This is a genomic window from Phenylobacterium sp., assembly GCF_031181185.1.
In the GTDB taxonomy this organism is placed as follows: Bacteria; Pseudomonadota; Alphaproteobacteria; order Caulobacterales; family Caulobacteraceae; genus Phenylobacterium.
Window position 1 is genome coordinate 1 of sequence record NZ_JAPSKZ010000140.1, and the last position, 9,383, is coordinate 9,383.

Sequence of the window (9,383 nt, forward strand, 5' to 3'; positions counted from 1 at the left end):
TCACGCTGGCGCGGGCGATGGGGTTGGTCAGGTAGAAGTTCTTCACGCCGCTCCAGAACGGGTCGTCGGAGACCTCGCCCTTGCGGCCCAGAGCGCCCACGTCGAAGGCCCCCGGCGTCTCGGGCACGTAGTCGATGCGCCCGAACGTCGGATGCTCGGCGAACAGCTTGGCCCGCAGCTGGTCCAGCGTGTCGTACGGCAGGGTCGCGCCCAGACGTTCGGACAGGGCCCGCAGGATCGCCCAGTCCTCCTTCGCCTCGCCCTTCGGGAATACGGCGCGCAGGCCGAGCTGCACGCGGCCCTCGGTGTTGACGTAGATGCCGTTCTTCTCGGTGTAGGCCGCGCCCGGCAGGATCACGTCGGCGCGGTGCGCGCCGGCGTCGCCGTGGGTGCCCAGGTAGACGACGAAGGCGTCGGATTTCGCCAGATCGAGCTCGTCGGCGCCCAGCAGGAAGAGCACGTCGGCCCCGCCCTTCTGGACCAGCTCGCGGGCCGTCTTGCCGCCGGCCTGGGGCACGAAGCCCAGGTCCAGGCCGCCGACGCGCGAGGCCGCGCTATGCAGCACGTTCCAGGTCATGCCGAAGCTCTTGGCCACGCCGGCCGCAGCGTTCAGCACCGCGGCGCTGTCCGGCCGCGAGAGGGCGCCGCCGCCCACGATGATCGCCGGGGCCTTGGCTTCCTTCAGCGCCTTGACGAAGTCGTTCTTCTGGCGCGACAGGCCGGTCAGGCTGGCCGGGCCGGCGCCCAGATAGTCGTAGTTGTAGGTCAGGTCGGCCGGCTCGCCGATCACGCCCACCTTCAGCGCGCCCGCCAGCCAGCGCTTGCGCAGGCGGGCGTTCAGCACCGGGGCCTCGATCCGCGGGTTCACGCCGACCAGCAGCACCACGTCGGCGTCCTCGATGCCCATCAGGGTCGAGTTGAACAGCCAGCTCTCGCGAGGGCCGTCGCCGAGCACCATGCCGTCCTGACGACAGTCCAGGCTGGTCACGCCCAACGACCCGAACAGGTCCTTGGCCGCCTTCATGGACTCCACGTCCTGCAGGTCGCCGGCGATGACGCCCACGCGGTCGGCTGGGGCCGACTTCAGCTTGGCCGCAACCAGGTCCAGGGCCTCGCCCCAGGCGGCGACGCGCAGCTTGCCGTTCTCGCGAATGTAGGGCCGGTCCAGACGCTGACGGGACAGGCCGTCGATGGCGTAGCGCGTCTTGTCCGAAATCCACTCCTCGTTCACCGCGTCGTTGATGCGCGGCAGCACGCGCAGCACGGCGGGCCCGCGGCTGTCGACGCGGATGGCCGAACCGAGGGCGTCCATGACGTCGACGCTCTCGGTCTTCTTCAGCTCCCAGGGCCTGTAGTTGAACGCCCACGGCTTGTGGGTCAGGGCGCCGACCGGGCACAGGTCGATGACGTTGGCGCTCAGCTCCGAGCTCACCGCCTTATCGAGATACGTCGTGATTTCAACGTCTTCGCCGCGGGAGATAAGGCCGATGTCCGGAACGCCGGCCACCTCGGTGATGAACCGCACGCAGCGGGTGCATTGGATGCACCGGGTCATGACCGTCTTGATCAGCGGACCCATGTACTTCTCTTCGACGGCCCGCTTGTTCTCCTGATAGCGGGAATCGTCGCGGCCATAGCCCATGGCCTGGTCCTGCAGGTCGCACTCGCCGCCCTGGTCGCAGATCGGGCAGTCCAGCGGGTGGTTGATGAGCAGGAACTCCATCACCCCGTGGCGCGCCTTCTTCACCATCGGCGTGTCGGTGAAGATCTCCTGGCCTTCCGCCGCCGGCAGGGCGCAGGACGCCTGCGGCTTCGGCGGGCCGGGCTTCACCTCGACGAGGCACATGCGGCAGTTGCCGGCGATCGACAGCCGCTCGTGGTAGCAGAAGCGCGGGATCTCCTTGCCGGCGAGCTCGCACACCTGGAGGACGTTCATCCCCGGCTCGAACTCGACCTCGACCCCGTCGACCTTGGCGATAGGCATTCCGGACTACTCCGCCGCGATGGACGCGCCGGCATACGAGCCTTTGCGCGCGCGGTAACTTGTGATTCGTTCCTCGACCTCGTGGCGGAAGTGGCGGAAGAGGCCCTGGATCGGCCAGGCGGCCGCATCACCCAGGCCGCAGATGGTGTGGCCTTCCACCTGGCTGGCCACGTCCAGCAGCAGGTCGATCTCGGACATCTCGGCTTCGCCGGTGACCATCCGCTCCATGACCCGCCACATCCAGCCGGTGCCTTCGCGGCACGGCGTGCACTGGCCGCAGCTCTCGTGCTTGTAGAAGTAGGCCGCCCGGGCGATCGCCTTCACCAGGTCGGCGTCCTTGTCGAACACGATCATGGTGCCGGTGCCCAGGCCAGAGCCGCGGGCCTGCAGGTCCTCATAGGTCATCACGGCTTCCTCGGCCTCGTGGGCCGGGATCATGCGCACCGAGATGCCGCCCGGGATGACCGCCTTCAGGTTGCCCCAGCCGCCGCGGACGCCGCCGAAGTGCTCCTCGATCAGCTGCTTCACTGGGATGCCGACGGCGTCTTCCACGACGCACGGCTTGTTCACGTGGCCGGAGGCCGCGAACAGCTTGGTGCCGGTCGACTTCTCGGTGCCGAAGCCCGCGAACCAGTCGGCGCCGCGGCGCAGGATCGTGCCGACGACCGAGATGGACTCGACGTTGTTGATCGTGGTGGGCGCGCCCCAGATGCCGGCGCCGGCCGGGAACGGGGGCTTCAGGCGCGGCTGGCCCTTCTTGCCCTCCAGGCTCTCCATCAGGGCGGTCTCGTCGCCGCAGATGTACGCGCCGCCGCCGTGCTGAATGCGGATGTCGCAGTCCCAGCCGTGGACGTTGCCGGGCCCGATCAGCTTGGCCTCATAGGCCTGCTGGATCGCGGCCGTCAGGCGCTCGCGCTCATGCACGTACTCGCCGCGGATATAGATGTAGGCCGTGTGCGCGCGGATCGCCCGGCAGGCGATCAGGCAGCCCTCGATCAGCAGGTGCGGATCGTTGCGAAGGATGTCGCGGTCCTTGCACGCGCCCGGCTCGGACTCGTCGGCGTTGACGACCAGATAGTGCGGCCGCTCGCTCTCCTGCTTGGGCATGAAGGTCCACTTCAGCCCGGTCGGGAACCCTGCCCCACCGCGGCCGCGCAGACCCGACGCCTTGATCTGGTCGCAGATCCACTCGGGCGTCTGGGCGATGATGTCCTTGGTGCCGTTCCAGCAGCCGCGCTTCTTCGCACCCTCCAGGCCCCAGTCGTGGAGGCCGTAGAGGTTGAGGAAGATGCGGTCCTTGTCGGCGAGGATGCCCGCCATCACGCGTTCTCCTTGGCCGGCAGGTTCGGGATCTTGATCTTCTTGGCGAGGCTGCCGTCGTAGAGCTTGGGATCCGTCAGCGTCATGGGCCCGCCTTCCGGCGCCGAGCCCTGGCGGCCGATGGCCGAACCCGGCGGCGGCGTCTTGCCGGCCGCGAAGTCGTCCAGCAGCTTCTCGAGGCTCTCAGGCGTGAGATCCTCGTAGTAGTAGTCGTTGATGGCGGCCATCGGCGCGTTGGCGCAGGCGCCCAGGCACTCGACTTCCTGCCAGTAGAACTTGCCGTCGGCCGAGCGATGGTTCTGCGGGCCGATCCGCTTCTTGCACACCTCCATCAGGCCTTCCGCGCCGCGCACCTGGCAGGGCGTGGTGCCGCAGACCTGGACCAGGGCGTGCGTGCCCACGGGCTCCAGCATGAACATGGTGTAGAAGGTCGCGACCTCCAGCACCCGGATGACCGGCATGCCGAGCAGCTCCGCCACCGCGCGGATGGCGGGCTCGGAGACCCAGCCTTCCTGCTTCTGGACCAGCCACAGGACCGGCACGACCGCCGACTGCTGCTTGCCCGGCGGGAAGTTGGCCATCCACGCCTGCGCCTTCTTCAGCGTCTCGGGCGTGAAGGCGAAGCTTTCCGGCTGGACGGGCGAAAGCCTACGGACGCTCAACGGTCGATCTCCCCGAACACGATGTCGAGCGAACCCAGGATGGCCGAGACGTCGGCCAGCATGTGGCCGCGGTTCATCCAGTCCATGGCCTGCAAGTGCGGATAGCCCGGCGCGCGGATCTTGGCGCGGTACGGCCGGTTGGTGCCGTCGCTGACCAGATAGACCCCGAACTCGCCCTTGGGCGCCTCGACGCAGCCGTACACCTCGCCCGGCGGCGTGCGGTAGCCTTCGGTGTAGAGCTTGAAGTGGTGGATCAGCGCTTCCATCGAGCGCTTCATCTCGCCCCGCCGCGGCGGGGCCACCTTGTGGTCGTCCACGAGCACGGGTCCCGGCGTCTTCAGGAGGCGCTCGCAGCACTGCTTCATGATCTTCGTGGACTCCCGCATCTCCTGCATGCGGCAGAGGTAGCGGTCGTAGCAGTCGCCGTTCACGCCCAGCGGGATTTCGAACTCCATCTCGGAGTACATCGCGTAGGGCTGGTTCCGGCGCAGGTCCCAGGGGATGCCCGAGCCGCGCACCATCACGCCCGAGAACCCCCAGGCGATCGCCTCCTCCTTGGTCACCACGCCGATGTCGACGTTGCGCTGCTTGAAGATGCGGTTGTCGGTGATCAGGCCCTCGATGTCGTCGAGCACCTTCGGGAAGTGGTCGCACCAGTCCGAGATGTCGCGGACCAGCTCTTCGGGCAGGTCCTGGCGGACGCCGCCGACCCGATAGTAGTTGGCGTGCAGACGGGCGCCCGAGGCGCGCTCGTAGAACACCATCAGCTTCTCGCGCTCTTCGAAGCCCCACAGCGGCGGCGTGAGCGCGCCGACGTCCATCGCCTGGGTCGTGACGTTCAGCAGGTGGTTCTTGATGCGGCCGATCTCGTCATAGAGCGTGCGGATCAGCAGGGCGCGGACCGGCGGCGCGACGTCCAGCAGCTTCTCGATGGCCAGGCAGTAGGCGTGCTCCTGGTTCATCGGCGCCACGTAGTCGAGACGATCCATGTACGGGATCGTCTGGGCGTAGGGCCGGGCCTCCATCAGCTTCTCGGTGCCGCGGTGCAGCAGGCCGATGTGCGGATCGACCCGCTCAACGACCTCGCCGTCCAGCTCCAGCACCAGGCGCAGCACGCCGTGGGCGGCCGGGTGCTGCGGGCCGAAGTTGATGTTGAACTTGCGGACCTTGGTCTCGGGCAGGCCCTGCACGTTGGCGTCGTTCGGCGCCGCCTGGATGTTCTGGCCGGTCATGGCTTGGCCTTTTCGTCGGACTTCTCGTCGCCGGGCAGGACGGGCGAGAAGCCGCGCTCCATGCCTTCCCACGGCGAGAGGAAGTCCCAGTTGCGCCACTCGACGGCCTTCACGGGCTCGTAGACCACCCGCTTCAGCTCGTCGTCGTAGCGGACCTCGACGTAGCCGGTCATCGGGAAGTCCTTCCGCAGCGGGTGGCCGTGGAAGCCGTAGTCGGTGAGAATCCGGCGCAGGTCAGGGTGGCCGTCGAAGAAGATGCCGTACATGTCGAACGCCTCGCGCTCGTACCAGTCGGCGTTCGGGAACACCTCGACGACGGACGGCACGGCAGTGTCCTCGTCCGTCTGCACCTTCACCCGGATGCGGCGGTTCTTGGTGAGCGACAGCAGGTGGTAGACGACGTCGAAGCGCCGCTCGCGCTCCGGGTAGTCGACCCCGCAAAGGTCGATCAGCTGCTGGAAGCCGTGCGTGTCGCGCAGGACCTTCAGCGCTTCGACGATGCGGCCCGCCGGAGCGGTCAGCGACAGCTCGTCGTAAGTCACCCCGTAGCTGCCGAAGAGGCCGGCGCCATTGGCGACAAGCGTCTGGCCCAGGCCGTCCAGCTCAGACTTGGTCGCGGGCCAGCTCATCGGACGATCGTCCCGGTGCGGCGGATCTTCTTCTGCAGCTGCAGCACGCCGTACACCAGCGCCTCGGCCGTCGGCGGGCAGCCCGGAACGTACACGTCCACCGGCACCACCCGGTCGCAGCCGCGCACGGTGGAGTAGCTGAAGTAGTAGTAGCCGCCGCCGTTGGCGCAGCTGCCCATCGAGATCACGTACCGCGGCTCGGGCATCTGGTCGTAGACCTTGCGCAGCGCCGGAGCCATCTTGTTCACCAGCGTGCCGGCCACGATCATCACGTCCGACTGGCGCGGGCTGGCCCGCGGCGCGAAGCCGTAGCGCTCGAGGTCGTAGCGCGGCATCGAGGCCTGCATCATCTCCACGGCGCAGCACGCGAGGCCGAACGTCATCCACATCAGCGAGCCGGTACGGGCCCAGGTGATGAGGTCGTCGGCCGCGGCCGTCACGAAGCCCTTGTCGGCCAGGCGCTGCGAGACGCCGTCGAAGAACGGGTCATGCTTCTTGGGGTCGTAGCCTTCGACCGTGGTTCGGCCGGCCTCGCCCGCGGGAACGATCACTCCCATTCCAGGGCGCCTTTCTTCCATTCGTAGATGAAGCCCACCGTGAGGACGCCCAGGAAGGTCATCATCGACCAGAAGGCGAACTGCGCCACGTCAGCCGGGAGCTTCATCAGCGTCACGGCCCACGGGAACAGGAAGGCCACTTCCAGGTCGAAGATGATGAAGAGGATCGACACCAGGTAGAACCGGACGTCGAACTTCATCCGCGCGTCGTCGAAGGCGTTGAAGCCGCATTCGTACGACGACAGCTTTTCCGGATCCGGCGCCTTGGGCGCGAAGATGGCCGCCGCCAGGATGAAGGCGATACCCAGCGCCGCCGCGATCCCGATGAAGATCACGATGGGCAGGTACTCGGATAGGAACGCGTTCATGGAGTCCTCGGGGAGTCGGGCGCCCTTCTAGACCACCCGTCCCGGTGATTCAAACGGCCCAATGCAGTTGCGAAACGGTCGCAAACACACGGCGTTCTGCGAGACAAATTTGACGTGTCGCCACTCTGGCGTTGACACGATTCCGACGCGCCCATATGAGAGCCGCCTTCGCACGGCCCACGGGCTTTGCGCGGGTGTAGCTCAGTTGGTTAGAGCGCCGGCCTGTCACGCCGGAGGTCGCGGGTTCGAGCCCCGTCACTCGCGCCACTTCCCCCGTCGGAAGCGGCCGTCGATCCCCTCAAGAAACCGGCTTCAGCTCGATCCGCTCGATGCGCCATTGGCGCTGCTCGCGGGTTGAGCCCGCCACGTCGTTCGTACGACGCAGCACCACCTTACCCGACTCACGCACCGGCTGGCCGGTCTTCAGGCGGCCGTAGACCACCACCGGAACCTCGACGAACAGCGATCCGGCCGCGCCTTCGATCGGCCCCGGCGCGCCGACCTGGGCGTGATAGCTCGCGTAGCGCGAAAGGTCCGGCGGCTGGGCGCCGCGCATCAGCCTGGCCGCCTCGGCTCCTCGCCCTGTCTCGAGCTGCGCGTAAAAGCTCTGCACCACGTTTGCCGCGCCCTGGGCGCTTTGCGGGGTGAACGGCGTTTCCGAGACCGGCGCGCGGTCGTCCGGGAGCCCGCCGGGCGCGCCCGGCGGCGGCGGATCGACCGGCGGGGCCTCGCCGGACCAGCAGCGGACCCCCTGCTCGCTCGCGATCGCCTCGCCGCGCTTCAGCATCGCCAGCCAGGCCTCTTCCCCCTTCGTCCACCACTGCAGGCCGTAACCGACGTAGCGCGCTCCGCTGCCTGAGACGGCGCTGCGCAACGGGTACGGCCGCCCCGCCACCTTCACCACCGCGCTTTGGCTGTCGGGATAGCCGGCCTCGATCTGCCGTCCGTCGTCGCAGGTGTAGAGCGTCACCCGAGGATTCGGATTGACCGGTGTCGAAGGCGTCGCCGCGGCCCGCGGTGCGCCCTCCTCGGTTCGGCATCCCAGCAGCGCTAGGACGGCGAGCAGGACAGCAGAGCGCATGCGGACCTCAGATTCAGATCAGGCGACCGCCTCCGGCGCCTTCTCCAGGATATAGTCGTCCGGATTGGGCGCGAGCGTGGCGCGCCAGTAGTCGATCAGGCCGAAGGGCCAGTTCTGGCTGACGCGCCCGAAGGCGTTCTTGTACCAGCTGGAGACGTGCGGCGAGCCCCAGGCCCAGCCCTGGTTGGCCTCGTCGACCCGGGCGTTGAAGGCGTCGTGCACTTCGCGTTTCGGTTCGATGGCCCGGGCGCCGCTCTCCGCCAGCAGCTTCAGGCAGCCCAGGATGTAACGCACCGCGCATTCCGAGAAGAAGATGATCGAGCCGTTGACCACGATGTTGGTGTTGGGCCCGTAGATCATGAAGAAGTTGGGGAAGCCTGGCGTCGTGACGCCCAGGTAGGCCCGCGCGTCGCCGCCCCAGGTCTCGTGCAGGTCGCGCCCGCCCCGGCCCTTCACCTTCAGCATCGACAGGAAGTTCGAGGCCTGGAAGCCGGTGCCGTAGATCAGCACGTCGGCCTCGTGCAGCGTCCCGTCGGCGGTGACGACGCCCTTCGGCTCGATGCGCAGGATCTTGTCGGTGACGAGCTCCACGTTCGGCCGCTTCAGCGCCGCCAGCCAGACGCCGTTGTCCAGCACCGCCCGCTTGCCACCGATCGGATAATCGGGGACGACCTTGGGCAGCAGGTCCGGCCGATCCTCCACCTGGGCCGCCAGCGCCTGGGCGCACAGCTCGCGCAGCATGGCGTTCTCGGGCCCCACCGCCCCCGTCGGTCCGCTCCATTTCGGGTCGGCCTTCACCATCGGCAGGAAGCCGTCCGTCGACATCCAGAACAGGAAGAAGCGGTACCATTTGTCGTAGTACGGCACGTGTTCGAGGAGCCACTTTTTCCCCTCGGGCACGTTGTCGTGGTAGTGCGGCGCAGGCAGGCCCCACGGCGGCGTGCGCTGGAAGACCTTCAGCTGCCCAACCTTCGGCGCGATCTCGGGAACGAACTGGTAGGCCGAGGCGCCGGTCCCGATGACGATGACCCGCTTGCCCGTCAGGTCGACGTCGTGCCGCCATTCCGCCGAGTGGAAGGCCGGGCCTTCGAAGCTGCCGAAGCCCTCCACGTCGGGGAACTTCGGCCGGTTCAGCTGGCCCACCGCGCTGATGACCGCACTGGCCTCGACGATCTCGGTCCGGCCGTCCTTGCCGCGCAGCTCCGCGCGCCAGACGCCTCGGGCCTCGTCCCAGGCCACCTGCTCGACCTTGGTCTCGAAGCGGATGTGCTTGCGCAGGTCGTGCTTGTCGGCGACGCGGCGGAAATAGTTCAGCAGCACCGGCTGGGTCGAGAAGTGCTGCGGCCAGTCGTGGCTCGGCTCGAACGAGTAGCTGTACATGTGGTTCGCATTGTCCACCCGGCAGCCCGGATAGGTGTTCTCGAACCAGGTCCCGCCCACGTCGGCGTTCTTGTCGACGATCTCGAAGGGGATGCCCGCTTGCGACAGCCGGATGCCCGACAGCAGCCCCGACATCCCGGCCCCGATCACCAGCACGTTCAGCTTGCGCG

Annotated in this window: 9 protein-coding genes and 1 tRNA gene; 1 reads left to right on the plus strand and 9 read right to left on the minus strand. The window is 67.9% G+C overall.

Annotated elements, in window-relative coordinates; genetic code table 11:
* From nuoG to RIF93_RS15345, 7 genes are all read right to left on the minus strand, one after another.
* A partial coding sequence (gene nuoG / locus RIF93_RS15315; protein WP_309092314.1) for an NADH-quinone oxidoreductase subunit NuoG occupies positions 1-1,984 on the minus strand: 1,984 nt, incomplete at its 3' end.
* Positions 1,985-1,990: 6 nt separating this feature from the next.
* A complete protein-coding gene (nuoF, locus tag RIF93_RS15320; RefSeq protein WP_309092315.1) occupies positions 1,991-3,304 on the minus strand; it encodes an NADH-quinone oxidoreductase subunit NuoF in 1,314 nt (437 codons plus the stop codon).
* Complete coding sequence (gene nuoE, locus RIF93_RS15325; protein ID WP_309092316.1) at positions 3,304-3,966, minus strand: NADH-quinone oxidoreductase subunit NuoE; 663 nt, start codon at positions 3,964-3,966, stop codon at positions 3,304-3,306. The genes nuoF and nuoE overlap by 1 nt, the downstream gene beginning before the upstream one ends.
* Positions 3,963-5,198 carry an NADH-quinone oxidoreductase subunit D gene (locus RIF93_RS15330; RefSeq protein ID WP_309092317.1) on the minus strand — a complete coding sequence of 412 codons (1,236 nt, stop codon included), beginning with the start codon at positions 5,196-5,198 and terminating at the stop codon, positions 3,963-3,965. Before RIF93_RS15330 ends, nuoE begins: the two co-directional genes overlap by 4 nt.
* Complete coding sequence (locus RIF93_RS15335) at positions 5,195-5,827, minus strand: NADH-quinone oxidoreductase subunit C (RefSeq protein WP_309092318.1); 633 nt, start codon at positions 5,825-5,827, stop codon at positions 5,195-5,197. Before RIF93_RS15335 ends, RIF93_RS15330 begins: the two co-directional genes overlap by 4 nt.
* On the minus strand, positions 5,824-6,405 hold the full coding sequence (locus RIF93_RS15340; protein WP_309092319.1) for an NADH-quinone oxidoreductase subunit B: 582 nt from the start codon (positions 6,403-6,405) through the stop codon (positions 5,824-5,826). Before RIF93_RS15340 ends, RIF93_RS15335 begins: the two co-directional genes overlap by 4 nt.
* A complete protein-coding gene (locus RIF93_RS15345; protein ID WP_309092320.1) occupies positions 6,375-6,752 on the minus strand; it encodes an NADH-quinone oxidoreductase subunit A in 378 nt (125 codons plus the stop codon). Before RIF93_RS15345 ends, RIF93_RS15340 begins: the two co-directional genes overlap by 31 nt.
* A 190-nt stretch (positions 6,753-6,942) precedes the next feature.
* On the opposite strand from RIF93_RS15345, the gene RIF93_RS15350 reads away from it, so the two are divergent.
* Positions 6,943-7,019: transfer RNA gene (locus RIF93_RS15350), tRNA-Asp, on the plus strand.
* Between the two features lie 31 nt (positions 7,020-7,050).
* On the opposite strand, the gene RIF93_RS15355 is transcribed toward RIF93_RS15350, so the two are convergent.
* Both RIF93_RS15355 and RIF93_RS15360 read right to left on the minus strand, forming a co-directional pair.
* The gene (locus tag RIF93_RS15355) at positions 7,051-7,833 is read right to left on the minus strand and encodes an MliC family protein (protein ID WP_309092321.1); all 783 of its coding nucleotides are present in this window, start codon (positions 7,831-7,833) and stop codon (positions 7,051-7,053) included.
* 18 nt (positions 7,834-7,851) lie between these two features.
* Positions 7,852-9,383 (minus strand): NAD(P)/FAD-dependent oxidoreductase (locus tag RIF93_RS15360; RefSeq protein WP_309092322.1); only part of this gene is annotated, 1,532 nt, incomplete at its 5' end.